This window comes from Bdellovibrio sp. HCB-110, from assembly GCF_047323225.1.
GTDB lineage: Bacteria > Bdellovibrionota > Bdellovibrionia > Bdellovibrionales > Bdellovibrionaceae > Bdellovibrio.
Genome location: NZ_CP178750.1, coordinates 2,459,579 through 2,484,981, shown reverse-complemented (window position 1 = coordinate 2,484,981; position 25,403 = coordinate 2,459,579). Strand labels below are relative to the sequence as shown.

21 protein-coding genes are annotated in these 25,403 nt (G+C 45.2%); 13 read left to right on the top strand and 8 right to left on the bottom strand.

Features of this window, described 5'->3' with window-relative positions:
• Window positions 1–3 precede the first annotated feature (3 nt).
• Window positions 4–870, bottom strand: a complete 867-nt coding sequence (locus tag ACL934_RS11935) for an RluA family pseudouridine synthase (RefSeq protein ID WP_413612275.1) — start codon at window positions 868–870, stop codon at window positions 4–6.
• A gap of 82 nt (window positions 871–952) precedes the next feature.
• Between ACL934_RS11935 and ACL934_RS11930 the strand changes: the two genes are divergently transcribed.
• From ACL934_RS11930 to ACL934_RS11920, 3 genes are all read left to right on the top strand, one after another.
• Window positions 953–1,624, top strand: coding sequence for a DedA family protein (locus ACL934_RS11930; protein WP_374073732.1), 672 nt, complete (start codon window positions 953–955; stop codon window positions 1,622–1,624).
• A 105-nt stretch (window positions 1,625–1,729) separates the two neighbouring features.
• A complete protein-coding gene (locus tag ACL934_RS11925; RefSeq protein WP_374073730.1) occupies window positions 1,730–5,476 on the top strand; it encodes an RHS repeat domain-containing protein in 3,747 nt (1,248 codons plus the stop codon).
• Between the two features lie 334 nt (window positions 5,477–5,810).
• Window positions 5,811–6,131 carry a hypothetical protein gene (locus ACL934_RS11920; protein WP_413612274.1) on the top strand — a complete coding sequence of 107 codons (321 nt, stop codon included), beginning with the start codon at window positions 5,811–5,813 and terminating at the stop codon, window positions 6,129–6,131.
• A gap of 164 nt (window positions 6,132–6,295) precedes the next feature.
• Here ACL934_RS11920 and ACL934_RS11915 read toward each other — a convergent pair whose 3' ends face one another.
• The gene (locus ACL934_RS11915) at window positions 6,296–6,724 is read right to left on the bottom strand and encodes a hypothetical protein (protein WP_374073728.1); all 429 of its coding nucleotides are present in this window, start codon (window positions 6,722–6,724) and stop codon (window positions 6,296–6,298) included.
• Window positions 6,725–7,013: 289 nt separating this feature from the next.
• On the bottom strand, window positions 7,014–8,072 hold the full coding sequence (locus tag ACL934_RS11910; RefSeq protein ID WP_374073726.1) for a hypothetical protein: 1,059 nt from the start codon (window positions 8,070–8,072) through the stop codon (window positions 7,014–7,016).
• 79 nt (window positions 8,073–8,151) lie between these two features.
• Here ACL934_RS11910 and ACL934_RS11905 point away from each other — a divergent pair, with 79 nt between their 5' ends.
• The 7 genes from ACL934_RS11905 to ACL934_RS11875 all read left to right on the top strand — a co-directional run bounded on the left by ACL934_RS11905 (window position 8,152) and on the right by ACL934_RS11875 (window position 14,062).
• A complete protein-coding gene (locus ACL934_RS11905; protein ID WP_374073724.1) occupies window positions 8,152–8,964 on the top strand; it encodes a TatD family hydrolase in 813 nt (270 codons plus the stop codon).
• Window positions 8,942–9,802: a ThiF family adenylyltransferase gene (locus tag ACL934_RS11900; RefSeq protein ID WP_374073722.1), complete on the top strand. Its 861-nt coding sequence runs from the start codon at window positions 8,942–8,944 to the stop codon at window positions 9,800–9,802. Before ACL934_RS11905 ends, ACL934_RS11900 begins: the two co-directional genes overlap by 23 nt.
• 182 nt (window positions 9,803–9,984) lie before the next feature.
• Complete coding sequence (locus tag ACL934_RS11895; protein WP_374073719.1) at window positions 9,985–11,037, top strand: class I SAM-dependent methyltransferase; 1,053 nt, start codon at window positions 9,985–9,987, stop codon at window positions 11,035–11,037.
• Between the two features lie 110 nt (window positions 11,038–11,147).
• On the top strand, window positions 11,148–12,119 hold the full coding sequence (locus ACL934_RS11890) for a deoxyhypusine synthase family protein (protein WP_374080473.1): 972 nt from the start codon (window positions 11,148–11,150) through the stop codon (window positions 12,117–12,119).
• A 130-nt stretch (window positions 12,120–12,249) separates the two neighbouring features.
• Entirely contained in the window at window positions 12,250–13,086 is an 837-nt protein-coding gene (locus ACL934_RS11885; RefSeq protein ID WP_374073716.1) for a hypothetical protein, read from the top strand.
• 17 nt (window positions 13,087–13,103) lie between these two features.
• Window positions 13,104–13,493: a hypothetical protein gene (locus ACL934_RS11880; RefSeq protein WP_374073714.1), complete on the top strand. Its 390-nt coding sequence runs from the start codon at window positions 13,104–13,106 to the stop codon at window positions 13,491–13,493.
• Window positions 13,494–13,636: 143 nt separating this feature from the next.
• Entirely contained in the window at window positions 13,637–14,062 is a 426-nt protein-coding gene (locus ACL934_RS11875; RefSeq protein WP_374073713.1) for a PAS domain-containing protein, read from the top strand.
• Here the strand turns inward: ACL934_RS11875 and ACL934_RS11870 are convergent.
• The 5 genes from ACL934_RS11870 to ACL934_RS11850 all read right to left on the bottom strand — a co-directional run bounded on the left by ACL934_RS11870 (window position 14,059) and on the right by ACL934_RS11850 (window position 19,731).
• The gene (locus ACL934_RS11870; protein WP_374073711.1) at window positions 14,059–14,583 is read right to left on the bottom strand and encodes a hypothetical protein; all 525 of its coding nucleotides are present in this window, start codon (window positions 14,581–14,583) and stop codon (window positions 14,059–14,061) included. The genes ACL934_RS11875 and ACL934_RS11870 overlap by 4 nt on opposite strands.
• Entirely contained in the window at window positions 14,583–14,888 is a 306-nt protein-coding gene (locus tag ACL934_RS11865; RefSeq protein WP_374073709.1) for a helix-turn-helix domain-containing protein, read from the bottom strand. Before ACL934_RS11865 ends, ACL934_RS11870 begins: the two co-directional genes overlap by 1 nt.
• A gap of 275 nt (window positions 14,889–15,163) precedes the next feature.
• Window positions 15,164–16,852, bottom strand: a complete 1,689-nt coding sequence (locus ACL934_RS11860; RefSeq protein WP_374073707.1) for a GMC oxidoreductase — start codon at window positions 16,850–16,852, stop codon at window positions 15,164–15,166.
• A 10-nt stretch (window positions 16,853–16,862) separates the two neighbouring features.
• Window positions 16,863–17,975 (bottom strand): DUF6765 family protein, encoded by a 1,113-nt coding sequence (locus ACL934_RS11855; RefSeq protein WP_374073705.1) that lies wholly within the window; start codon window positions 17,973–17,975, stop codon window positions 16,863–16,865.
• 1 nt (window position 17,976) lies between these two features.
• A complete protein-coding gene (locus ACL934_RS11850) occupies window positions 17,977–19,731 on the bottom strand; it encodes an alpha/beta fold hydrolase (protein ID WP_374073703.1) in 1,755 nt (584 codons plus the stop codon).
• A 64-nt stretch (window positions 19,732–19,795) separates the two neighbouring features.
• Between ACL934_RS11850 and ACL934_RS11845 the strand changes: the two genes are divergently transcribed.
• The 3 genes from ACL934_RS11845 to ACL934_RS11835 all read left to right on the top strand — a co-directional run bounded on the left by ACL934_RS11845 (window position 19,796) and on the right by ACL934_RS11835 (window position 25,323).
• Complete coding sequence (locus ACL934_RS11845; protein ID WP_413612273.1) at window positions 19,796–20,671, top strand: MOSC domain-containing protein; 876 nt, start codon at window positions 19,796–19,798, stop codon at window positions 20,669–20,671.
• 111 nt (window positions 20,672–20,782) lie between these two features.
• On the top strand, window positions 20,783–22,294 hold the full coding sequence (locus ACL934_RS11840; RefSeq protein WP_413612272.1) for a hypothetical protein: 1,512 nt from the start codon (window positions 20,783–20,785) through the stop codon (window positions 22,292–22,294).
• Between the two features lie 119 nt (window positions 22,295–22,413).
• Window positions 22,414–25,323, top strand: coding sequence for a hypothetical protein (locus ACL934_RS11835; RefSeq protein WP_413612271.1), 2,910 nt, complete (start codon window positions 22,414–22,416; stop codon window positions 25,321–25,323).
• Window positions 25,324–25,403 lie beyond the last annotated feature (80 nt).

The following is a 25,403-nucleotide window of genomic DNA, read 5'->3' as shown; positions in this document are numbered from 1 at the left end:
GCGTTAGATCTGAAAGTGATGAGGTTCTCCTGTGAGCGGATTCGTAAAACGAAGCTCACAGGCCTCAAGTTCGATTCTCTCTTCTTCCCACAGTTTCACAGCTCCATAAGCATGATCGCCGATAATGGGATGTCCCTCACAGCCAAGCTGGGCGCGAATTTGATGAGTCCGTCCCGTGTGTAAATGAATTCGCACTTCGCTGCGATTCTCTTCTTTTAAATCAATATCGAGAATTTCTAAAACGCAGTCCTGCCAACCCTCTTGTGATTCACGAGAAACTTTCTTCGGCGCTCGGGGAGAGGGTTCCATGTAGTGAGTCAGAAGTCCCGTTGCAAGACCTTGTCCTTGCACCAACGCACGATAAATTTTTGTGATTTCGCGGGCGATGAGCATTTTATTAAAGGCCGTTTGAAACTCCGTGGTCTTTGCGTAAACAATCAATCCCTTTGTTGGAACATCCAAGCGATGCGTGCCATACAAAGAACAATTCAAAGTGTTCTCTAAGTATCGTTGCAGATGTTCTTTTTGATTGTCGACACTGGCATGAACGGGGAGGCCCGAGATTTTTCGTGCAACAACGAAGTGTTCGTTGTGAAAAAGGATACGCTCATTCCATTTTCCATCATCAGCCAAAAATCTTCGCGGCTTTGTATGGACTCGTAAGTAATCGCCGACAGAAACCGAGGAATTTTCTTTTAATCGATTGTGATTGAGATAAATAGACCCGAGGTCTAACAAAAATTGGATGTAATCACGATCAAGATCCGAAATGCCTAATAAAACATCACAAACAGCTCCGGACTGAGGGCTGATTATGTGTCGGACTCCGTATTCAAATCCTCTGGCACTCTGCATACTATTCGATATCATAGAAACTACACATAGCACGGTGTAGCAAGTGTGTTCAAGTGGGACCGTTTACTCCATATTAAGTGGCTCAGGGGAAACTATATTGGAATTTGCTAACGAACCGATCTTTCAATGGATGTCTCAGTTTGCGTACCAGCCGGGAACGGTTTACGCGGCTTTGATCGGTATGATGATGCTTTCTGCAGTTGGTTTCCCTCTTCCTGAAGAAGTGACTCTTATTAGCGTTGGTATTCTGGCGTTTATGGGAGCTCACCCTCAGCACTTTCCGCCTCCTTATGAAGGTGCTCCTGTTGTGAGTGTGCACACGGCCTCGGCCATTGCATTTACGGCGGTCGTGATCAGTGACTTCCTGATTTATTTAATAGGACGGATATTCGGGCGAAAGCTTCTCTATCATCCGCGCGTGCATAAATTTTTCCCAGAGCATTTGATGAAACGTGTGGAAGAGTGGACTCATAAATACGGCGCTTATGCGTGCGGTATTTTCCGTTTCACTCCCGGTCTTCGTTTCCCAGGACACTTGGCTTGCGGGATGTTGAGATATCCGGCTTGGAAATTCTTAGTGATTGATGGTGTGGCCGCTTTGATCAGTGTGCCGACACAGATTTATCTTTTGGCTCACTACGGGGAGCCGATCCTCAATAAACTTCGCCAATTTAAATTGGTCGTATTTGCGATCATTGGTTTGCTGCTTGTTTATTTCCTAATTAGAAAACTAAGAGAGCGTTGGAAGTTGCAAAAGGCTTCTCAATAATAGCTTTCGTCCACATCTGTATTAGTTTTTATTTCAAACATTAATTCATTTATTTACATGCCTTAGTAAACTTCATATAAACCTTCCAAAGTTTGGAGTTTTAAAATGAAGATGCTGTCTCTTTTTGTCCTGATTTTTCCCTCATTGGTTTTTGCTAAAAAACTTCCTGATCTTGTTTTGGCAGATGAAACAGTTCAAGCCAGTCTCAATGTTGACGGCAGTATTCGACGAGATATATTAAGCGCGGTGCCCGGTGGAATCCTTAAAGGTAAGGTGTGGGTTACGGGATCATCACTGTACGGAGAAGAGAGTCCTATTGGAATTCATGAGGATTTATCCGGCTGTCAAACTTCGGAAAGAAAAAGAAATGTCGCGGAAATTCCGTGTTCTATCGTTTTAAACTGGAACTTTAGTCAGGCGGGAACAACAAAGGTTCAGGTTCTAGTATATATCCAGTCCGAGGGTGGGCCAGAAGATATGTGGACTGGAGATCTTCTTATTGTAACTAAGACATTTATTTTTGTCGCAGGCGGAGGAGGCGGTGGAAATAATCCTGTTCCTCAACCGTCTCCAACTCCTCCTAGTGTGCCAACTCCTGAGCCGCCTAATCCCAACAAGCCTTATCCAATTTCGAGCAATTATCCAGGGCAGTGTAGTGCGGGGGTCATCAGTGATCGCTTGTCGGGATTCTCGGTTGTGAGTCTGTCGACGCGTACATTTACAGAAGAAATACCGATTCCAGGGCTACCGTTTACATTGGTTTACAATAGCGGGCATTTTGTTGTCGGTGGCCCACGCTTCCCTCAAGATCACGTTGTAGGAGGATGGGTTTATTCCATAGATAGTTTCTACGACCGAAAAAAGAACACGGTTTTCTATGGTGATGGAACAGTTCAAGTTTTAGCACAAATTCCAAATCTTGAAAGAAACGGAAAGTTTGCTCTAATGGATGTTTCTGGCCGTACCTACACGGTTTACACTGCTGTCGATGGGAAATTTTATTTTAGAAAGTCAGAGCTAAACAACGTCACCCTTTTAAATAGTTTAGATTGGAATGATGACAAGTCTTTTGCGGGTTTTGCGGATGCCTTTGAACGTCAATATATACGAAGCAAGGATGGTAAACACATTGTAGGACCTACTTCGGAAATTTTAGCGACGTTGTCTTATTTTCCAAACGGCAAATTAGAGTCCGTAACTCTACCCAATGGCGCTAGATATGAACTTACTTACAATAATGAAGGCCGACTGAATTCATTCAAAAGGCCCTTAGGTAAGACAAGTTACTTCGAGTACGATTCGGAAGGGTATCTTTTAAAAGATTCAAGCAATGCGGGACGATCCATTGTTCTCCAGTCAAATTTTGATTCAACGAATCGCCAACTTCATGTTGTATCTTTAACTGGGGCAGGAGCGAAAAAATCAACGCTGGTCACTGCCAATGGCAATGTTACATATCGCGCAGGAAGCTCCGACTTCGGTGGGCAATCTGTTGCGGTGAGCACCTTGAGCAATGGTCTAAATCAAGTTTGGGACCTTTATGGTGGCTACACCGAGACTCAAATGACCAATAGTCCTAAATGGGGCTGGGAAGTTAAGTACGCTTCTCAAGAAACATTCAAAGCCGGATCTATCTTGCTTAAAAAACAAGAAGAACAAAGAAAGAACGGCGAAGTTCTGGTGAAAACCATCATCTTGCAGGGGGATCAAAAAAGAAAATACGAATCTTATACGGTCAGCAAGCCTGGTACTTACGGCAGCTTTGTGACAACGCCGATGAATAGAAGATACACCCAGACGCTGAATGAAAAAGGTCAGCCGACAATGCAAATTATCAGTAAAGACGGACAAACCGTCTGGGCTGAGGCCTTTACTTACGATACTGCAGGCAATTTGACGAGCCATAAAAATACGGAAGGAACAGTAGTAGCCTCATACGGTTATGGTGCTAACAGATTGTTAGAGAAAATCACGGATGCCATCGGTAATTCAACGGGTCTTTCTTATGACAATATGAGAAGACTTTCAAAGATTCAGTATTCTACTGGAAGCAGTGTTGAATTCATTTATGACCTTGAGGGAAATCTCACAGGCATCAAACCTCCAGGGAAACCTTTCCATAATTTTAATTATAAACTGGGAGATCTTGTTAGTTCTTATGTGCCTCCAGTTGTTTCTCAAACGGACTCGGGTGTTGAATATCGTTATGACAGCGAAGAGAGAATTTCCGAAGTTTTAATCGGTGGAAATTTGGCAAGCTCATACAAATACGGTTCTAATGAATCCCGATTGTTTGAGGTTAAAAACAGCCATACTACGGTCGGTATAACTTACGCTGAGAACTCCAATAAAAAGCCAACGGACTTAGTGAGTTCTCTGACAACATCCGATGGGGTTAAAACGAATTATTCATATCTTTGGAAGTTGCCGACTGCGGTCGACACTCAAGGTCCTGTATCGTCATCCGTGCGCTATAAGTACAATACCGATGCGACGTTGGCTGGGATTGACGTAGCAGGAGTTGATGGAAAGTTCTTCTCGTACGCACTTAGTTATGATCTCGATGGTCTTCCGGTAAAAGTGGGAAATATTTCATTTGTTTTAGACACGGTCGGGCGAGTTCAAGCTTCCACACAAGGTGTAGTCAAAGGCCAAGTTCAGTACAACCTAAACGGATATGTCACTGGCGAAGCTTATTCGGCGAATGGTAAAGGTATTACGAATATCGCGTATTCTAGAGACGCCATAGGAAGAGTTTCGGCTGCGAGCTTTACCTCTCCCTCTCAGAAAATTAATTACAGCTATGACAAATTGGGACGATTAGTTTCGGCTCAAAGTGCAAATGGTAGCCGTGAATACATTTACGACGAGAATGGCAATCGTTTGGAGTTTAGATCCGGCACTGTTGTATTGAAAGGTGAATACGACGATCAAGATCGTTTAATTAGTTACGGTCAGAATCAGTATACATATTCAAAGTTCGGCAATCTATCAAAGGTGGAAGAATACTCGTCACCTTCGCAAAAGCCACGGGTTACAGAATACGACTATGACTCTTTTGGAAATCTTCGCTCTGTAAAGCTTCCTGATGGACGTTTCATCGAATACATCATTGATGGTCAAAATCGTCGTATAGGTAAGAAAGTAAACGGGAAACTTGTTCAGGGATTTATTTTTCAATCTCAATATCAGATAGCTGCTGAAACTGACGGGACAGGAAAAATTGTTCGTCGTTTTATTTACGGTTCAAAAATCAATATACCTGACTATGTTGCTACTGGTGGAAAAGAGTACCGTATTATTTCCGATCAAGTAGGAACACCAAAATTAATTGTCGAGGCCGCGACAGGTAAAATCGTCGAGTCTCTGAATTACGATGAATTCGGCGTTTCTTTTGATGGAAAACACAGTGCCTATCTTCCGTTTGGTTTCGCAGGCGGTGTGAACGATCGAGATACAGGACTTGTTCGTTTTGGTGCTCGTGATTATAACCCACAAACGGGAAGATGGACAAACAGAGACCCAATTCTCTTTAACGGAGGCGATACAAATCTCTATGGTTACGTTTTGCAGGACCCCATTAACTACATTGATCCTAGCGGTAAATCCTGGGAAGATGTAAATTGGAGAAATGTGGCGGGTGGGCTGCTTAATTTTGGTGGTGGCATTGCGCTTCTGGCATTAATGCCTGCTAATCCGGTTTTGGCTATTCCCGGTGGAGTAATTGGAGCTGCTGGCGTGATTACCGGAGCTGGTTTGCTCGCAATAGAGTACAACAATCTTATCACTGGAAGCTCTGCATCTGTTGTTCCGCAAGTGTCCCTTGCCGCTGAGGCTGGGAAGTGTCCATAGGAGAGAAAATGATAGTGTTAGTCCTGGTGTCGAGTTGTATATATATATACTTACTCCTTAAGGTTATTAGATCGAAGCTCGATTTAAAGCGCCTACGGAATGAGATTGAATCTTACCTTGGATCTGACCAATCGACCTTTGGTAATTCGGAATTGAATAAAAACGTGGAGTCACTAACTGGCTCACGTGATGCGGCAGAGGTGAGTGAACGATATGAAAAAATTAAGAAAGCTAACGCTCGCTTTGTTCGTGATTTAAGAATTTTTGTACTAGTGACTATGGCTGGAACAATCGCATTATATGTTTCTAGGTAACGAAAATGGCCCCGAGGAATTTGATAGTTACGATCAGCGATGATTTGGATGTATTTGAATCTCAGGAGAAGGCAGAAAGATATCTTGAACCCTGGATTTTGGAAACTAGAAATAATTTTAGAGCATATGACGAAAATGGAAATGTATTGAGAGGATTTAATTTTTCGGGAAATGCGGTAAAGTTAGTTCCAGTTGGTGAGAGTAATAAAGAATTGCTAAGGAACGAAATTGTCAGATACATTCCACGCTTAGGGGTGTCTGTGAACTCAGATGAATTGTCGAATATGCCTCTCGAAGATCTTATTAAGTTTTTATTGAAATATAGAGGATTGACTGAATAAGAAGTAATTCAGTCAGTACTAAATCACATTCGAATTGGGATTTAGTGTATACAAAAGCTATAAACCTACATCGTGGGCATGGGGCTGGCCGCAAATGTTTATAAAAAAATGGCCGTGATCGGCCATTTTTTTATAAAGCTCTTTACCTGATGTGGGGACGGGCTTTAGTTAGCATCGTCCTGGTACTGTCCTTGTGGAACCGAATCCGTGATTTGCGAATTCGTCGACATTGTTGGAGGAAGTGGAGTTGTGTGCCAGTTTCCTTGAGCGTCTATCCATGCCACAGTTGGAAGTTGAACCAGAGTTCCTGTGTCTTTGATTGTTGCGCCACTGCAGTCGGCGTTTTCTTTGACTTCACCGCGAACAGTGTAGGGAACCGCAGGGACATAGTTGCCACTCCACCAACCACGCTGACTGTAAGCAGGAAGACAGCCCCAGTCGGTTTGTTGACCGAAAGTGTAGATCGTAATCCACACAGATCTGTTCGTGAGATTGTAAGTAGGAATCGGAAGAATATCGGCATGGGCTTTCAAAGTGCTGAAGCTCATGACACCAAGAAGTAACATTGCCAGGGTTTTAGTTGCGATTTTCATAATTTCTCCTTATCCGCGTTTTGCGGGTTTGTTTAAGTTTCTTGCTGAAGGAGAATTGCATCCGATGTGCCAGGGGTTGTGAGCGCTCTAAACGAAGATATGCGCTTTGAAGAGACTCTTGCCGAGATCCCGGCAGCATGAGCTGCCGAGGAATTAGCGGCTGCCGAAAGCTCGGCAGGAGAAAAGGAATGAAAAAGGAGTCATTTGCTGACTCCTTTTTTTTAAATTTATTTTCTGATGCTGCTTCAGCTTCGGGCTGTTGGCCCTCCGCTCTGTCGGCGTCCGCCGATTAAGCGGATTTCTTACCGAAAACAGTTTCGTCCGTAAGTTCACAACAAAGGTGAAGGCTTACTGGTTTTGCGTGGAATTGCGGTTCTACATCTTTCCAGAAGATTTTCTCGTAACCACTTTGCAAAGCAAAGATCTCTTCACGGATTTTGAAAAGCAAACCAGCAGGTGAGCCCAGGAGCCAATCCATTTGGACTAAATAGAACGCCTCTTCCAACTCCACAGGGTTCATTGAGCTGATAAAGTCTTTTGGCAAGTTATCAACCAGGCAGCAAGCGTTGTGAGAATACTTTTGGAAGGCTTTTTCCATAGGATTCACCAAAAGTTTTTCAACGCGGCTGTCGGGAGTTTTAGGACCCGCAAACGGTTGAGAGAACTTTTTGAAATTCCAATAAAGAAGGGCGTCGTTCACCACATACTCCGCACGAGGCAAGTAGTCCGTGATGGCATCGACTTTCACACCTTCATGGGAAGGATCTTCCGTGTGAGCGTTGTGATCCACTGCCACGATGCTGCGCAAGTGATAAAGGAAAGAGTAAAGAGAGTGAAGTTTTTCAGTGAACGGTTTAGAGAAGTTCAACCCGAAGTTGTAAAGCAAAGGAGCGCCAATTTTGTTTTCAAACCATTGGAAAGAATCCAAAAGAGGCCACAAAGCTGTGAGGTCGACACCCCAAGGTTTCAAAGCCATTTCAAAGTGTTCATTGAAATGATTTTCAAACTCCGCGCAAAGATCCGGATTCACCACAGCCAGGTGTGATTGCAATGCACGCACGCGAGGTTGTGAACGCTCATAAAGTTCAATATGTGGATCTAGTGCTTTCCACGCATCAAATGCGAAAGAGTAATCCAAGTGAGGAGTCGCTACGGGACTTTTAATGTAATGATTCAGTTTGACTAAAGACAAACCCACCAAGGCGTCACCCATGTATTTAAATGGCGCAGATGGTTTAAACTTTGAATAATTGTCTTCCTGATTCCAGAACTGAACTTTTAAAGGCTTCCAAGTCGCGCCTTTTTCCATGCTAACATCAAAACCCAAGCGTAAGCTTTTGTGCTTCATACATACTCCTTCACTTGAAACATATCGGCGGAACTTGAACCTTGTTCGAGTCCGGGAAATCAGGATATAACCTAGACCTATGGTTGGATTTGGCTTTTGGATTGATGCTCATGGACACCTTGTGGACCCTCGATGGGAGGGCCAGCAGGATCGTATTATCTTGGAAGCCCGGGCTAAAGGGATTCACTTTTTCATGCAAGGAGGAGTGGGCCCGGAGGACTGGCAAAAGCAGCGAGAACTCAAAGCGAAACATCCCGAACACATCGGTTTGTGTTTTGGTCTGCATCCTTATTGGGTGGCGGATCACGATGAGGAGCAGTGCGAAGAGGCCTTGGATTTATTGGCGTCGCAAATTGTCGATGCCCAAGGAATCGGCGAAATGGGTTTGGATCTGCGCCCTCATATCATGAAAGACTCTCGTGAGCGTCAAATGACCGTGTTTGAACAGCAGATTGAGCTCGCTCATATTTCCCAAAAACCGATGGTTCTTCACTTAGTGCAGGCTCACGAAGAAAGTCTGCGAATTATGGACTTATGGGGAATTCCAAAACAAAAAGGCCTGGTGCATTCTTTCAACGGCAGTTCGGCGAAAGCACGGGATTTCATCCAAAGAGGTCTCTACCTTTCCGTCGGCGGGCCGGTGTGTCGCCCCGACAACCAAAAGCTCCATCAGGCCGTGAAAGAAATGCCTTTGGAGTTTTTATTGATCGAAAGTGACAGCCCGGATCAAGGACCTCCTGCGTTTAAAGGCCAATTAAATCCCCCAGAAAGCATCTGGGAGGTGGCAAGAACTATAGGGGAGCTAAAATCACTTGATCCTCTGGAAATATTAGATATCACTACGGAAAACTTTCGGAGACTCTTCGCACATGGAAATGAACCAAGAAAATAACCTTCCTCAACCACCTGAAACTGAATACGTTTTGCACCGTCGTTTTGACCGTATGGGTCGCCTGGTCGGTGACGACGTGATGAAGAAGCTCTTCAACACCCATGTGATGGTGATTGGTTTGGGTGGTGTTGGTTCGTGGGCTGCGGAATCTTTGGCGCGTTCAGGTGTTGGGAAAATCACTGTTGTTGATTACGATGAGATTTGCATCACAAATGCCAATCGTCAGTTACATGCTTTGCAAGGTTTGGTAGGAAAAAAGAAAGCCGAAATCATGGCGGAGCGCCTTCGTAAGATCAATCCTCAAGCCACTGTGAACGTGATCGCGGAATTCTATAACGAAGAAAATTCTGAAATGATGTTGGCGTATAAGCCTGACTACATAGTTGATGCTATTGATAACTTAACGGCAAAAGCGCACTTGTTAGCGACTTGCCGCGAACGAGAGATCAAAGTTATTACCTCTGGCGGTTCGGCTGCGAAAATGGATCCACTTCGTATTAAGCTAGTGGATTTGGCTGACACGTATGTCGATCCTTTGTCTCATCAGATGCGTAAAATCCTACGTCAAAAATACAACTTCCCAGAAAAGAAGTTCGGTATTCCTTGCGTATTCTCGGATGAAATTCCTATTCAGCCACCAGAGTTGAAGTATGACAATGGCCAAGGCTTTAAATGCGTGTGCCCTCAAGGTTCAAAAAACAATCTTCATGGTTGTGACAGCCGCAATGTGATTTGGGGAACCGCAAGTTTCGTTACAGGAGCTTTTGGTTTGGCAATGGCTTCCCATATCGTGAATGAAATCTATGCGTCTATGAAATCTCCTGAGGTGAAACCGTGATCGTTCTTGCTTGGTTCATACTGGTTGCCTTGATTATTCTTGCGGGCTTTACGATGTTAGGCGCCACTTTTGTTCACTGGTATCGTCAAAAAAAGCTAGCTAACAAGGCAACAAAGACTAGCGCGTAGCAGCCTTGTCTTGAAAAAATCTTGGCGGTATTCTTAGGGAAGGAAGGTTTTCATATGAAACTCAAAATTCCTTATCAGGATAAAATAACTTTGGGGTATTTGCTAGCGCGCTCGGCGCACTTTGCCGCTCAGCAGTTTCCGGCTCCTATCTTTCAGTTTTTCCACCATGGTAAAGAAAAAAGACCTTCCGTAGAGTTCCAGAAGCTAAGAAGAACCTACGCGGAGCTGTTTCGTCTCTTAAAAAAAGACAGCGAAAATATAGCCCAGGGAATTTATCCCATCGAAGTCTTAAAGCCCGAAAAAGTGACCGAACACTTTAGACGCTATCCCCGAATTATTATGGATGGCTTTCAAATCTCGAAGCGTCGCCAGGCAAAAAATCAGCAAGATTTTAACGGTGAAGCCCAAGAATTTTTAAAGGAACTTCCCGAATATTACCAGCGTAACTTTCATTTTCAAACAGGCGGTTATCTTACGAAGAAGTCGGCGGATCTTTATGAGCATCAGGTCGAAATTTTATTCTCTGGTGCGGCCGATGCGATGAGACGCCTGATTATTCCTCTGGTTAAAGAAACCTATTCTGGTGATGGGGAAGGGTTGCATTTCTTGGAGGTGGCGGCAGGAACGGGGAGGCTCACGCGTTTTATGAAGCTGGCGTTTCCGAAGGCCAAGATCACCATTTTGGATCTCAGTTATCCGTACCTCAAAAAAGCCCAAGACAATTTGCATGAGTTTGGTCGCCTGAATTTTGTGCAAGGAGCGGCAGAGGATCTGCCTTTTCAAGATAACAAGTTTGATTTGGTTTATTCTTGCTTTCTTTTTCATGAACTGCCTTTGGAGATCCGTCGTCAAGCCGTGAGCGAATCTTTTCGCGTTTTGAAAGAGGGCGGCCTTGTGGGGCTGGTTGACTCCGTGCAAAAAGAGGACACCAAAGAGTTTGATTGGGCTCTAGAGCAATTCCCCGTGGATTTTCACGAGCCTTTTTATAAGAACTATACGATGAATCCAATGGAAGGACTTCTGAGCTACCGGGGTTTCGAGAAGATTAAGAAGGATCTTGGCTTTCTTGCCAAGGCCGTTGTCGGGCAAAAGCCATTCTCTTCTTGAGTTTTAGGATAAAAGTGCTACCTTCGGGGCCTTTGATGATATCTAGAAATTTTTAAGCTCCCAAGCTGCTTGAAGATTTTCAGCTATTATTAAAACTACAAGGAGCAATGATGGGACCTATTACTCAGTTTATTGATCATCACTATCGTCACTTTAACTCTGCGGCTTTGAAAGACGCGGCTAAAGGATACAAAACTCATATCGCTAACAACGGTAAAATGCTTGTGACTCTTGCCGGTGCAATGTCGACGGCTGAGTTGGGTCTTTCTTTGGCAGAGATGATCCGCCAAGGAAAAGTTCATGCGATCTCTTGCACAGGTGCGAACCTTGAAGAGGACGTATTCAACCTTGTTGCTCACAATCACTACGAGCGTATTCCAAACTACCGTGATTTGACTCCGCAAGATGAGCAAAAACTTTTGGAAAGACATTTGAATCGCGTGACTGACACGTGCATTCCTGAAGAAGAAGCCATCCGCCGTATCGAGAACGTCGTTCTTGAATACTGGCAAGAGGCCGATAAAAAAGGCGAGTCTTACTTCCCGCATGAATTCATGTACAAAATTCTTCTTTCTGGAAAGCTTCAACAGTACTACCAAATCGATCCAAAAAATTCTTGGTTGTTGGCGGCGGCTGAAAAGAATCTTCCAATGGTTGTTCCGGGTTGGGAAGACTCGACTTTGGGTAACATCTTTGCTGGTCACTGCATTAAAGGCGACATCAAGAAATCCACAACTGTTAAGGGTGGTATTGAGTACATGAAAACGTGGGCAGAGTGGTACATGGCTACTGCGACGAAGAATCCAGTGGGTTTCTTCCAAATCGGCGGCGGTATTGCTGGTGACTTCCCAATTTGTGTGGTTCCAATGCTTGAGCAGGACTTGGGTCATGATGATGTTCCTCTTTGGAGCTACTTCTGCCAAATCTCTGACTCGACAACGTCTTACGGATCTTACTCTGGTGCGATCCCGAACGAAAAAATCACTTGGGGTAAATTGGCTCCAACAACACCAAGCTACATCGTTGAATCTGATGCCACGATCTGTGCGCCATTGATCTTCGGTTACGTTCTTGGATGGTAATCGCATAAAGTTCACTTGATGAACATTATAAGGCTCCGGAACCTGATGGAGCTTAAAAGGGTCTCGTTTCGAGACCCTTTTGTATTTTGGACTTTTGCTAATCTGAGGCGCCTCATACAATAGTGAGACTATGAGAAAAATCATTTTTATTTTGATCGTTCTTTTCGTTTCTAATGCCCATTCCGCAGCCCTCTTTGGGCGACCTAACAAAGTGATTGATAGCAATGACTCCTCAGGAAGTAGTTATTCTTCCGGCGGCGGCTACAGTCCTGCTTCATACAGCGCTAGCGGTGGAAGTTGCGGGAGTGTTCCGAGTCATGTGAAGTCAGCCTACGCGAAAGCGAGAAGTTTTGCTGATTCTTGTCCTACAGCTAAGCTGGCGGTGGGAAAATACGTTGCTATCAACGACTACTCTGGTGATGGGCGACCTTCGATGTACATCTTTGATCAAACGGGTGGCTGTGTAAAATCAGTGCCAATCAGTTGGGGTGTCGGAGCGGGAAGTGCGAAGAACGGGAAGCTTGAGGCTTGCAGCAGCGACAACTCCCATAAAACTCCACCGGGATTTCATATTACCGCTCGTCACAACGGAGCTCGTTACAATGATTCGAACTCCTTGGGGTTGGCAGGTCTTTCTGGACAAGACAGTTTGGCGGCGCGCGGGATCGTTATTCACGGTAAACAACCAGCTGGTACTTCGAACACTTGGGGCTGCACTGGTGTTCCTTTCGGAGATTTGATGCAGATCAAACGTCTTCTTGGAATCGGATCCCTAGTTTACAATTACTTTGGCGACACCTCCGATGGAAACTGTAGCGATCCTTCCGGTCAAAGAGCAGAGTGCAAACCGGAACCGATGGCAGTGAATGCGGCTCAAGAAGCTCGTGGTGAAAGAATCACGTATTCAGCGCCGGCTTCTTCCAATGGTGGCGGTGTAAAAAAACGTAACTATAAGACGGCAAAATAACTTTAAGGAGCAATGAAATGCGTTTTTTAATTATTCTAACAATGATGTTTTCCTTAAATAGTTTTGCGGCAGAAAAAAAATCCGCAAAGCCAGCTCCAGTTCCAGCGCGCGAGCCTACTTCTGAAGAGTTGGCGGCTTTAAGCATTCGCAAAGACACCCAAATTGAAATTTCTTATTACGATAAGGAATCCGACACGTTTGAAATTGTGATTGTGAAAGAGCCCGGCGTAGGACCCAACGTAACAACACCAGAGAACTTGTATAAAGCGGCGGGGATTGGTGTTGCGATGGAAGCCTTCCAGGAAAAGAAAGCTGACTATGTGGGGGCAGAATTTCAAATAAAGGAAGATCTTTCTCTTCTTGATGACGAACAAATCGAAAAACGTCGCGAAAAGAACAAGAAGTAATAATTGTCTCATATTATCAACTTAAGAGGCCATGGTGATACCGTGGCCTTTCTATTTTTGAAACGAATATAACAAGATTTTTAACGGAAATGGAAATTCAAAACGGTCTTCGATATCCTAATCATATGCTCGTGGGGGAATGTATGTCGGACTCGAAGGCGCTTCAATCGCTTTTAATTCAAAGAGATTTACACGTTGATAATACGGCTCTCCGTTTGCTGAATGACGGACAGTTGATTCGTCTATGGAATGCCAATGGTGATTTAGTCTACTACAACGAAACAATGAAGAAGATCACCTCTTACAATTCCTTGGATCTTTGTTACTACGATCTGAAAACTTTATGGCGCTTTGAAGATGATGGATACCAGAAGTTCAAAGCTTTGATGGCCCAGGCCCTTTTAGGTAAAGAGTTGAGCAAAGACCGTAGCTATAGAGTCCGTGAAAACATGGGGCAGGGATTTGGAGCTCATCATACAGTGCAAATGGCTGTGCCGGTTTTTTCAGGAGAAAACATTGCCGGCGTTTTAGTTGCCGGCACTTCAGAGTTAATAAAAAAGCCTGCTTAATAGGAACTTACAGAGGCGCAGTCTTGAATTTCGTAAGAATCGCGAGGCCCGGTTGTCACGGTCAGTGGAATGGTCGCAATTTCTTTAAATGACGTCTCTTTACGCAGTGAAGTGATTTCTAAAACCAAACGGGTGCGGTGGACGGTGTAGGTAATGCCATCGCTTTTTTGCACTTTGTTTTGTTTGGACTCAGTATCTAGCCATATTTTTTTAATTTTGAGATCGTGTGATTCGATGGGAAAGTTTTTCCGTATTTGAAAACGCGGATCTTCGTTCGCTCTTTGATCTCGTCCATTATAAAAAGGCAAATCACCCGAAGGAGCACGAAGAAGTTGTCGACAGAATTGCGGGATTTCTAATTGTTCTTGTATGTGGGTTAGAAAATCATTGAGGTCTCTTTTAAAGTGCGCTCGTTCTAAAAATTCATTTCTTAGAAAATGGTTTTCTGAGTTTAGTTCAGCGAGTGTTAATAAGAAAACAACGACCAGGATGGCAGTGAGGGAAAGTTTTGTCACACTCATCACGATTCCTCATTTCTTTTTAAGGGGCGAAGGATCACCTCGTAGGCGCCGGCGTGAAGCTCCTGAATCAATTGATCTTTGGCGATTGGAATTTTCGCGGAGTGTTTCTTTTGTCGCCCATAGAGTTCTTCAATAGAAATATTCAAAGCGTCGCAAAGGCGAAACAGATGATCAATCTTGTGAGGTTGTTGTCCGGACAACCAATGGTAGATCGTTTTTGCCGGCACGCCCGACAATCGGGATATTTGTGCGACGGTGAGTTTCCGATCATCCAAGATACGGCGCAAGCTCTTTGTGAAGCTCATAAAAGACCTTTCGACCAAACCAAGATCAGTTTTGATAAACTTTCTTGATTCAGGAACAAAATTCTCGACGACGAGAGTTTAATTCTCGTGCATGAGAAAAATTATTTTTGATGTGTCTTGAATTGAGCTGAATGACTTCGATTAAAATCAGCTCCACGATGTCCGTTTTGGCAACAGACTAAGCCTTTAAGCCGTTTGGCAAAATGAGTATAGATAGTTTAACGAAAAAATAGCAAGCAGGATTTTGTTTGATTTAAAATGCCAGAACGAGGTCTCTAAGTGAGAGCCTCATTCTGAACTTTTGTGGTAGTTTTGCAATGGGGAATTTGTTCCGCAATATGTTCCGCCAGTGCGGCGATGGTTAAGGAAGGATTCGGGCCGATGGATGTTGGAATGATACTTCCATCAACGACATACAATCCCGGATAGCCGAAGACCTGACCGTTTGGGGCCACAAATCCTTCTTCCGCAGTATTTCCCATGGGGCAGCCACCAAGTGGGTGCACTGCGATCACTTTGTTTAAGTGAGTCAGGGGATTGTCCATGAAGACTCCTCCCACTTTTTCAGCGATCTGTTTCATCTTTGCTCGCAGACGATCGTAGTGAAGTTCACTGCGATCTAACTGCCATTTGATAATCGCTTGGTTGTCTTCGCGTAATTTAATTTCTCCGTCGGAACGATCTCGGCCCATTCCTAAAAGAACAAAAGCGCGACGAACGAAATCTGCTTTGTCGATGGCCGCGGCGAAGTTGTCGCCGACGTTGATTTCTTTGCGGGTGTTCTTGATGCCGAAAATTTTAAGGACAAAGTCTTTTACATTCCTGCAAATAAGTTTGAGCGTTCCGACAAAGCCTTGAAACTGAGGAATCTTGCCAGAAAGATACCAGGCCATTCCAATAGGGAATCCGGCGTCTTCAATCACCATATTGTGAGGGAATCCATCGGGATATTCTTTAAAAGAGTATTGAATAGCTCCCGTGATAACCGGGCCGTTGGTAGGATCTAAGTTTTCTTCGGCATCAAGGACGATTCCCAAAAGATCTCCGTTACCGCACCACTTTTTACCCAGCCATTTATTGAGTTTGGGTAAATATCCTTCCTTTTTCATTTTTAAAAGCAGAGATGTTGAACCGACGGAGCCTGCGGAAAGAACAACATTCTTAGCGGTGAATGCCAGTTCATGATCGGGCATCTGTGGAATCACGTAAGTCACTTTGTAGCAGCCATCGACATGTTCGATGCGTTTAACTTCCGCGTGAGTGCGTACTTCAGCCTTGGAGTCCCGCACATGTTGGGCGCGATAGAGATAGTTTAAGTCCAAAGTGTTTTTCGCGTGGATGTTGCAACCAAGATCGCACTCTCCGCACTTTGTGCACTTGGATTGTGTGGCACCATGAGAGTTTTTAGTTTGTTCTCCGGGATAACTGCCCTCAAAGCGCACTGCCAAAGGAGGTAATACAAATTGCGGAGGAGCCGTTTCTTCATTGCTCACATGAAGTTCTGAAGAAATTCTTTTCAGAGTTCCTGTTTTCGGTGTGTGATGATAAAAATTTTCGGTTTCAAATGGATAAGGTTTGGCTTCCATCATCGCCAGCACTTTATCATAGTAAAGATCCAGTTTTTCGCGAGTCCAAGCGCCAGGCCAGCCTTTTAGATTTTCACTGGGAATTCGGTAGAGGACATTGGCGTAAATAAGACTTCCTCCGCCAAGGCCGCTGGCGGTGAGAGACATCACGTCACTTTCGGGATTGTCTAAAAACTCCATCAAACCAAATTTTTGATCTTCCGGGTCCCAGAACATATTTTGTTGAATTTCATGGGGACGGCGGGGGAACTCGTGCATCTTCCATTGGCGCCCGCGCTCTAATAGTAAAACTTTATAGCCTTTTTCCGCCAGCCGACAGGTCATCACCGAGCCACCAAAGCCAGAGCCAATCACAATATAGTCATAGTCGACGATCATTTTAAATCCTTTAAGCTACGCAGATTTGATACTTCGGTAAAATTTCATGCAAAACACTAAAGCGGTAGTAAGCCAAAGCATCATGCATCAGTTTCCAGTTTGATTTTAAGAAGGCTTCTTTATAGGTGACGTTTTCGTATTCGAACTCATCTTGAGTGTCGTAGTCAAAAGCCTCTTTAAGCCACGAATCTTGTCCTTCAATTGAATACTTCCAAGTGTCGGCTCCAAAAGAAAACTCACCACAGCGAATGGCATTTTCCCATTTTTTTAGACGCTCTTCGGAATCTTCATCGTCGACATTCTCAACGAGTTCTTTGATTTTAGCGAGATCACGATCCTGAATCTTAAGGGTTGTGAGCTTATGAAACTCCCGTACGCTTTTATAGAAAGCCAGGACATGATTGACAGCTTCCAAATAATCCTTGGGATTATTGCGTTCGACGATGTCACCTTTCCAGTTGCGGTAACTCCACTTCAGGTAAGGAAGGTCGGGGTAACTAAGAACACTTCCGTGACCAATCGGATTGGCTTCGCTGACAAAGTAAGAAACAATCCAGTCCGAAAGATATCTCCACCACGGACGGTGCTTTCCTTTGCGGAAGTATTGGTCGCGGTAGTCGAGCATTTCAGTGTCAATAGCACCTTCATCATCGTAAATATCATAGACCTTATTCATCTCGTGAGTGATACCCGAGAAACCTTGATGGGCCCAGGTGTCGATGTAAGTGTGCGTGGTCACACCCAAAAGATGATATCCGTAAGGACGGTGGAAGTTTTGCATGCAGTTGCGCGTGATTTCTTGAGCGATCAAGCTATTGGGACGGCAGATAAGTTTTTGTACTAAGGGGTCTATTTCGGATTCGCGCACTTCGTTACCTGGGATAAAATGAAACGGAATCCAAGCGTGATGATTGGCCAGCTCTTTAAAGTTTCGATAATCGAGCATGCGGTGAGCGCTGGCTGTAAATTGATAGACCGAGCGGTTTGAAAAAAGAATGGTGCCTTCGTGGACGGCATCATCGACATATTGAGAGGCGCTGGCGATGGTGTTGGCCTCAAAAGGAGAAAAACCACTCATTCGCGCCAATACATACGTGGCACCGAGATGAAAATCTATCTGCATTCTAAGCCTCCTGCTTTTTTAAGAAGGCCAAAATTTTGGGGAAGACTTCGATATGGCAGTACTGGCCCATAAAGACATCTTGATGGCCGTACTGAGGAAGTTCCAAGTATTCCACTCGCGAAGAACTCTGGCGCAAGTGCTCATAAGTTTCTTTGTTGGAACCGGGGAAGATGTTGTTATCAGAACCGCTCATTAAAAGAATCGGTGGTATGTCCTTTTTCTTTTTCATTTCTTCGAGATAGTTCACACGACCTTTTGATTCATAAGACACAGAGGCCTTTGCAAAAAGCATTTTGCGAATATGGCGATAGTAGTGAAAACTTGTTCCACCAAACAGATCCACCAGACGACGATGAGTCGTGGGGTGCATGTTGCGATGGTTGTAGGCTGCAGGAAATCCCCAGCCCCACATAAAGCTGACAAGATGGCATGCTGGTTCTTTACATTCGTGACGCAAGAATCTTTCCATCCAGTAAATCCATTTTCCAAAGCCGGGCCCTGGAAAGTAAGGCATGCGTGGACTGATGTAAGCATAGCCAAAAAGATGTTCAAAGATAGTAGGGCCAACCAAAAGTTTTAAAAAACCTTGCCAACGCACTTTCGGAGTTAAAGAGACGCTGTTTGAAACGACACTCTTAATTCCACTGACATATCCTGCCGCCAGGGAAGCCATAAAGGCCAAAGACCCCACGCAGTGGCAGATCACGTTGATTTCAACATCTTTACCGCATTGTTGACGGATAAACTCGATGGCGCGAGGAATGTCGTTCTTTGCAATGTCGTCAATGGTGTAGCGATGAGGAATCAAGTTGTAAGTGAAACGTCCACTGCCACGCCAATCCAATGACCAGACATCCGTGTAACCCTGTGCATGCAAGTAGTTCACCAGATTTTGGTGCTCAGGCATGATGTACATATCTGTAGACGTCGTAAGTCCGTGTAAAAGAAGAATGACTTTTTTAGTTTCCTTTACTTTGAATCTCTGGACGGAAATGGTCAGGCCATCTTGAGTATCGAGAGGGTGTAAAGTTTTTTCCCCTAAGGCGACGCCTTGAGTGGTGTGCATAGGGAAGAGATGTTCGTTCCAGCGATAAGAGGTTGTTGTAAAGACAAACGGAGCATAAGCCTGCCATAAGTTAGAAGCAAAGGCGCTCATGAATTTTGCGATCAGAGCTTGCTCTTCTAAGGTGTCATCAGCACTTGTTTTAAAAGTTCCAAGCTGCTTGATGAAATCACTGACAGAGATGTGCAAAACTCCCAGGCCGTGAACGTTCTTTGTCGTTCTGTCCTCCAAGGAGGAGTGTCCTTGCCACAAATAAAAGTAAAGAGTCGTCGTCTGATCCCAAGTTTCAAAACCATCTTCTTTAAGAACTTCTTTAAAACCAAAGAATGTCCAAGGATTCCCTTCGGTGTCTTTGAGATAAAGCAGGTAGTGCATCTCTTTGGCAGTGTTCAGATCCGGACTGGCAGAGGGACGTTTGAAGAGATTGAAACTGCCTTTTTCGATGGTCAGATTTTTTCCAGCAAAGGCCGAAATTTTACCAAAAGCCGTAGCCTGCAATTGGGGATCTTGAATAAAGCACTCAAGGTCAGAGACGGCAATTGTCAGAGTGAATTCATACGGGAGATGCTCGGGACTGACTTCCGCATCTTTAAAGGCATTTCTAGAGAGAGGGTGTGCGGGATCTAAAGTGAAGGTTTTCGGGACGATGTGCCCCGCCATTCTTTCGGTGAACTCTAAATTGTGTATTGTCATTGTTTAACGATAAAGATATTCACATTTAAAGTAAAACCAGTTTACGACCTTAGATCGGTGGACGATGCGGAATATTTTTGGACGCAACCCCTTCGGCAGAATGAGTTATCTCTTGCCTTCATGCGGACAAAAAGAAAGCATCAAGAATATGAAAATTGAAGAGCTTTATATTTATCCAATCAAGTCAGCCCGTTCCCAAAGTCTTAAAGAGATGAAGATCACAATCGAAGGACCCGAAGGGGATCGTCAGTGGATGTTGGTGGACGAAACAGGAAAATTTATTTCCCAAAGAACTTTGCCGAAGCTTGCCACTGTTGAAGTTTTTCATGAAGAAGCCGCTTTGACGATCGGCTTTCAGAAAATGTTCTTCAAGATTTCTAAAAATAATTCTTTTCAAAGAAAAGTAAAAGTTCAAGTTTGGAACGACAGTTTTGAAGCGGCCTTGGAGCCTGATCTTTATTCACAAGCGTTGTCACAATATCTGGGAGTGAATTGCCGATTGGTGCGTTACGCTCCGTATTCTCAAAGACGTGTGCGTTCTTTATCTATGGATTGGAAGCCGGAAGTGCGTTTCGCCGATGGCCGCCCTTTGCAGCTTGTAAATCTAAAAAGTTTGGAAGAGTTAAATTCACGCCTTGCGACTCCGGTAAGCATAGATCGTTTCCGTGCGAATATTGTTTTTTCTGGAAACACGCCTTACGAAGAAGAGCAGTGGAAACGCATTCGCATTGGTGAGGTTGTTTTCTCTCAACCAAAAAAATGCTCGCGCTGTACGATCATCACGATCGATCAAAAAACAGGAGAGCCTTTCGGTCCTGAACCTCTGAAAACTTTGGCGACTTATCGTCGCGACGGGAAAGATGTTTTCTTTGGAACTCTGTGGATTCCCGAGAATACAGGAATCATAAAAAAATCGGATACAGTGGAAATTCTCGAGTAGGTTCGCTAGGTGACATAAATATAACGTAAAACATGTCTCATCTTGAGAAAGTTCGACCTTAGGCTTTGAGGAAATTTCAGAAAAATACGAAAATATCAGTAGGGGTGATCAATGAGGTCGGCTACTGGTACTTTCGGGCTGAGCATACTTCTTTTATTTTTTTCGGTAGTCTCTTTGGCCACCACCGATCAGGCATGTCTTGATGAATGTACTCGAACTCATCAGGGCGGCAGCGGCGAAATGGCGTTTTATCGATGTACAGAAAGATGCTATACGGCGCCGACAGATCCCGTGTTGCCAACGGGTGCTAATGTTCCACTTCCAGTTCCTCGTCCCAATGATATTGGTCTTCCGCGCACTGCTCCTACGCCAACTCCCAGACCTACAAACGGCGGACAGAATAATAACGCTTCTTCTGGTGGAGGAAGTGCCTGCCAAGCACAATACGATAATTTAAAATCCCAATGTGAAGCTGAAATCGAATCAACCGCGTCTACGTGTGATGAGAAAAACGACTCTGGTCTGAATAGTGTTTCAGGAACAGCTTCGCAAATGGCATTGCAAATGGGGCAACAAACGTCTTCCAATGTCCAAGCTGCATGTTCTGGAATGGCCGATGTTTCTCAAGCAGCCAACGCCGCTTTAGCAGCTTATCGTTTGAACTGTAGCAATGCCTTAAGCTCATGCCGCAAGTCTTGTCAGGATCTGGTGGATTACGCGAAAAACAATGAGTCCTGTCTTGGTGGCGCAGCTCCGAAAACTGCTGCCGAAGATAAACTGCGAACTTGCAGTAACTACGTTGCAAAGGTGAATGAAGCCAATCAAGCCTTGCGAAATTACGGACAGACCAATGCCAACGCTTCCCAATGTGAAAATCAAACCAAAGGTGATGAATCGAAAACCAATGATCCTGTCACCGAGATGTGTAAAGCCACACCCAATTATCCGGGATGCCCAGGTGCTGCACCAGTTGACTGCTCGAACGCAGAGTTTGCTAAAACGAACAAGGTCTGTGTGTGTATAAATAGTCCTATGGACCCGATGTGTTCGAATCAACAAAAAGCCGGTGGAGAATCTCAAGTAACAAATCTTATTGATTCTTCTTCGCGCGTTCAGACGGCCGGTGGCGCCGATGATATTACTGGAGATATTCCGGGTCTTCCGAGTATTCAGCACGCACCACTTCCTTCCGGCGGTGGAGGCGACAGCATAGATGGACAACAAGGTTCCGGTGTGCACTTCGATACAGCCGGAGGCAGCAGTGGTGGTCTTGGCGGCGGAAGGTCTTCCGCCTCGACTGAAGACGGTGATCCTGCACAAAGTACGGCTGTGAACGGCGGAACTTACGGCGGCGGTGGTGGTTCTGGAAATGCTGGTTCTTATGGCGGCGGTGGAGGCGGTTCTTCCTACGGTGCTGCTGTCCGTGTTGCAGGTAAAGATGGAGCTGGGAATCCGCAAGGTCCTGATCTGCGCCAATTCCTTCCGGGAGGAAAACTTGATCCGCGGCTTCGTGGAGTTGCGGGAGCTCAAGGCATTGATGGGATCACAGGTCCTCATTCAGATATCTGGCAGAAAATCCAAAATAGATATCGTGTGATCAGTCCGTCACTTCTAGTCCCCTAAATGATTTCAAAAAAATTAGACTCCACTTATTTAGCCGGCCATAGTTTTTGCCGATAAGTAGTAGTAGCAACTGCTTTATTTATCTGGAACGTTTGAGGTTATTTGGCGTGGAAAAAGTCTTGAGACGTCTTTTCACATTCGGTGTGCTCGTCCACTTATCGTGGGCCTTTCTTCTTTCAGGATGTTCCTTGGATGCGTCTATTCTGCGCTCTGAGCTTCAAGGTTCCAGTTCGCTGATTTTCGATAAATCAAACTTAGATACAACCCAGCTCAGTTCAAAAATTTCGCTGAACTTCAACGGTGATACTGAGGTCATCTTCGAGATGTTCGAGGGTTTACAAAAAAACAAGGTTCGTTTTAAAAATTTACCTGTGGGCGCAGTTCTAAGCTGTGATGGCGCTACGGGAAATCGTGCGATTCAACAAATGGATGTGACGACCGAAAAGTTCTTTCAGCTTCAGCCCACTTTCTGGGTGGCGACGGAAGCAGAATGGACCGCACAAGAGAATCAAGAATTTTCCTGTCATTACGAAGTTGACGGTCAAAGATCCAACGACATGATCTTCAAAGTGCATTTGCAGGAAAGCCAGGTTGCCATCGTTTCCAGGCCTGCATATACCGGGAATGAAAAAAAGGGAATTAGCTCGGAGCCAATGCTCTCTGGGAACGGAAGATACATTGCTTACTATACAATAGCGGATATTGCTCCCGACGATGAAAATGGTTTGGATGACGTCTATGTCATCGACCGTCAGACGGGTGTCTCAGAACGAGTTTCTGTCGGTAACGGCGGAGTGGAGGGGAATAATTGGAGTTATAATGGCGGCATTAGCGAAGACGGTCGCTACATTTTGTTTTCATCAGTTGCCACGAACCTCGTCGCCGGTGACACGAATGGAGAGAAGGATCTATTCGTTCGTGATCGTCAGATGGGGGTAACGACCCGAGTCTCAGTGGATTCAAGTGGAGTTCAGGCAAACGATGCTGCTGGCGGCGCCAGACTCAGTGGGGATGGCCGTTATATAGCATTCGAATCCAATGCCACGAACCTTGTTGCCGGAGATACGAATGGGCAGCAAGATATTTTTGTTCATGACCGACAAACGGGATCAACCACTCGGGTTTCGGTGGATTCAAGCGGAACCCAGGCAAATAACGATAGCTATCGCACTAGCATCAGTGGAGATGGCCGTTATGTGACTTTTGTATCCGATGCCACGAATCTTGTTGCTGGAGATACGAACGGTCGGTCGGACATTTTCGTTCATGACCGCCAGACCGGAGCGACGACTCGGGTGTCGGTGGATTCAAGTGGGGTTCAAGCGGACCTCTATAGTAATTACCCCAGTATCAGTGCGGATGGAAGATACGTGGGGTTCCATTCAAGCGCTACGAACCTCGTCACTGGAGATACGAACGGGTGGCCGGATGTTTTTGTTCATGATCGCCAGACGGGAGTAACGAGCCGAGTGTCGGTGGACTCTAGCGGAGCTCAAGCAAATCAGCAAAGCACAAGTGGACCCGTTCTCAGTGCGGATGGTCGCTATGTGGCTTTTCAATCTATAGCTACGAACCTCGTCTCTGGCGATACGAATAGTAATGCTGATGTTTTCCTTCATGATCGCCAGACGGGAGCGACGACATTGGTTGCATTGAATTCAAGTGGAGTTCAAGCAAATAGCTCTAGCGTTTGGCCTAGTTTCAGTGCAGATGGTCGGTATATTGCTTTCGAGTCTGATGCTACGAATCTCGTCGCCGGGGATACGAATGGAGGCGAGGATGTTTTCATTCGCGACCTCCAGGCAGGAGTGACAAGCTTAGGAAACGACAGTTCGCTGGGCACAGAAACGGACAATGATTCCGATGCTCCGAGCTTAAGTGCTGATGGTCGCTATGTCGCTTACGACTCTTGGGCTACGAACCTTGTCGCCGAAGACCCCTGGGGCGGGAATGTCGTTGTGCATGATCGCCAGACAGGAGTCACAACACTGGTGTCGAAGGATTCAAACGGAGTTGTCGGGAATAACAGCAGCTCTGAGCCTAGCATTAGTGCGGATGGCCGTTATGTGGCCTTTCTCTCAAGTGCCACGAACCTCGTGGCTAGTGATACAAACAATCGACAAGATGTTTTCGTCCATGATCGTCAGACGGGAGTAACCACTCGTGTGTCGGTAGATTCAAGCGGAGTTCAGGCAAATAACAATAGCTACACCCCTAGTATCAGTGGGGATGGTCGCTATGTTTCGTTTGGCTCTTTGGCGACGAATCTCATCGCCGGAGATACGAACGGGCAGCAAGATATTTTTGTTCATGACCGACAGACAGGATTAACCACTCGTGTATCGGTGGATTCCAGTGGAGTTCAAGCAAATAGTTTTAGCTTTGATCCTCAAATTAGCGGGGACGGTCGTTATGTTGCCTTCTACTCCGCCGCAACAAACCTTGTCGTCGGAGATACAAACGGATCGTCGGATATTTTTGTTCATGACCGACAGACAGGATTAACCACTCGTGTGTCGGTGGATTCAAGTGGAGTTCAAGCAAATAGTGGAAGCGACGGCGCCAGCATCAGTGGGGATGGTCGCTATATTTCATTTTCATCTTCCGCGACGAATCTCATTGCTGGGGATACGAACGGTAAGGAAGATATTTTCGTTCACGACCGCCAGACAGGACAAACGACCCTGGTGTCGGTAGCATCAGGCGGAGTTCAGGGAGATGACGACTCATTCGGGACCTCTCGCATCAGCGGGGATGGTCGCTATGTCGCATTTTTATCTTTTGCCACAAACCTCGTCGCCGGAGATACGAACGCGGATTTGGATGTGTTCGTTCATGACAGGCAGACGGGCGTGACGACGCGGATGTCAGTGGGACAGTGGGGAGCTCAGAACAACGATTACAATATCGACTATCTCAGTATCAGTCCGGATGGTCGCTATGTCGCTTTTGGTTCCTATGCTACAAATCTAGTACCTAGGGATACGAATGATTCCAAAGACATCTTAGTCTGTAAAACACCTCAATGACTTTCCTTTGAAGTAGGTAATGACGTTCTATGCGCAGTGTTTAGTTCTTAAGCACTCATGTCTTTGTAAAGTTTATCTCT

Excerpts from the sequence above, each read along its gene's own strand:
- ACL934_RS11935 (WP_413612275.1), bottom strand. The coding sequence starts at position 870 with ATGATATCGAATAGTATGCAGAGTGCCAGAGGATTTGAATACGGAGTC.
- ACL934_RS11925 (WP_374073730.1), top strand. The coding sequence starts at position 1,730 with ATGAAGATGCTGTCTCTTTTTGTCCTGATTTTTCCCTCATTGGTTTTT.
- ACL934_RS11915 (WP_374073728.1), bottom strand. The coding sequence starts at position 6,724 with ATGAAAATCGCAACTAAAACCCTGGCAATGTTACTTCTTGGTGTCATG.
- ACL934_RS11910 (WP_374073726.1), bottom strand. The coding sequence starts at position 8,072 with ATGAAGCACAAAAGCTTACGCTTGGGTTTTGATGTTAGCATGGAAAAA.
- ACL934_RS11905 (WP_374073724.1), top strand. The coding sequence starts at position 8,152 with ATGGTTGGATTTGGCTTTTGGATTGATGCTCATGGACACCTTGTGGAC.
- ACL934_RS11900 (WP_374073722.1), top strand. The coding sequence starts at position 8,942 with ATGGAAATGAACCAAGAAAATAACCTTCCTCAACCACCTGAAACTGAA.
- ACL934_RS11895 (WP_374073719.1), top strand. The coding sequence starts at position 9,985 with ATGAAACTCAAAATTCCTTATCAGGATAAAATAACTTTGGGGTATTTG.
- ACL934_RS11890 (WP_374080473.1), top strand. The coding sequence starts at position 11,148 with ATGGGACCTATTACTCAGTTTATTGATCATCACTATCGTCACTTTAAC.
- ACL934_RS11885 (WP_374073716.1), top strand. The coding sequence starts at position 12,250 with ATGAGAAAAATCATTTTTATTTTGATCGTTCTTTTCGTTTCTAATGCC.
- ACL934_RS11880 (WP_374073714.1), top strand. The coding sequence starts at position 13,104 with ATGCGTTTTTTAATTATTCTAACAATGATGTTTTCCTTAAATAGTTTT.
- ACL934_RS11875 (WP_374073713.1), top strand. The coding sequence starts at position 13,637 with ATGTCGGACTCGAAGGCGCTTCAATCGCTTTTAATTCAAAGAGATTTA.
- ACL934_RS11870 (WP_374073711.1), bottom strand. The coding sequence starts at position 14,583 with ATGAGTGTGACAAAACTTTCCCTCACTGCCATCCTGGTCGTTGTTTTC.
- ACL934_RS11865 (WP_374073709.1), bottom strand. The coding sequence starts at position 14,888 with ATGAGCTTCACAAAGAGCTTGCGCCGTATCTTGGATGATCGGAAACTC.
- ACL934_RS11860 (WP_374073707.1), bottom strand. The coding sequence starts at position 16,852 with ATGATCGTCGACTATGACTATATTGTGATTGGCTCTGGCTTTGGTGGC.
- ACL934_RS11855 (WP_374073705.1), bottom strand. The coding sequence starts at position 17,975 with ATGCAGATAGATTTTCATCTCGGTGCCACGTATGTATTGGCGCGAATG.
- ACL934_RS11850 (WP_374073703.1), bottom strand. The coding sequence starts at position 19,731 with ATGACAATACACAATTTAGAGTTCACCGAAAGAATGGCGGGGCACATC.
- ACL934_RS11845 (WP_413612273.1), top strand. The coding sequence starts at position 19,796 with ATGCGGAATATTTTTGGACGCAACCCCTTCGGCAGAATGAGTTATCTC.
- ACL934_RS11840 (WP_413612272.1), top strand. The coding sequence starts at position 20,783 with ATGAGGTCGGCTACTGGTACTTTCGGGCTGAGCATACTTCTTTTATTT.